Origin of the sequence: Streptococcus parasanguinis, assembly GCF_001074805.1 — a bacterium.
In the GTDB taxonomy this organism is placed as follows: Bacteria; Bacillota; Bacilli; order Lactobacillales; family Streptococcaceae; genus Streptococcus; species Streptococcus parasanguinis_A.
In genome coordinates this window covers 1-584 of sequence record NZ_JUPI01000072.1, presented here as the reverse complement: position 1 = coordinate 584, position 584 = coordinate 1, and the positions used below count along the sequence as shown (strand labels likewise).

General features: G+C 41.4%; 1 protein-coding gene. It reads right to left on the bottom strand.

Annotated elements, in window-relative coordinates:
* Positions 1-69: 69 nt before the first annotated feature.
* On the bottom strand, positions 70-417 hold the full coding sequence (locus ADI76_RS05020) for a thiol reductase thioredoxin (protein ID WP_049514992.1): 348 nt from the start codon (positions 415-417) through the stop codon (positions 70-72).
* Positions 418-584 lie beyond the last annotated feature (167 nt).

Here is a 584-nt window from a genome sequence, read left to right as displayed (position 1 = left end):
ACCACTGCGTCTTGCTCGACAATCCAAAGACAATTGAGAGGCTAGGACTTTTGTCCCAGCCTCATTATTTTATAGATGAGCGAATGCTTTAATTTCTTCTTCAGACATGGAAGAGTCGCAACGAACAGTGACTTCGCCGGATTCAACATGTAAAAATCCAGGGACAGTTGGAATACCGTAAGTTGAGCGGAAGGTTTGTAATGCGTCTAGCTGACTTGGTTCTTCACTATTGATGAAGTAGATATGAGCTTTTGTTTCAGCTACGACAGTTGCTAACTTACTAGCAAACTTCCGGCAGTAAGGACAAGTCTTGCGTCCGATAAAGAAGGTTGCTGTTTCTTTTTTGTCGATCGCTTCTTGCGCACGCGCTACAGTTGTAACTTCAAGATCTTTAATATCTTCTAAAAATTGTTCCATGAGATTACCTCGCTTTCTTCTAAATCTAGTATGCCATATTTTCTAAAAAATCGCTGGTATTTGCTACGAAAGAAAGAGAGAGTGGGACAGAAATCGGTAATTCGTAGAATTCGATTTCGTCGTCCCACCTCCGCACAGTTGAGTAGGGCTGTAAAAGCTGATGAAAT

Coding starts and splice junctions, on each gene's coding strand:
- ADI76_RS05020 (WP_049514992.1), bottom strand. CDS start 417: ATGGAACAATTTTTAGAAGATATTAAAGATCTTGAAGTTACAACTGTA.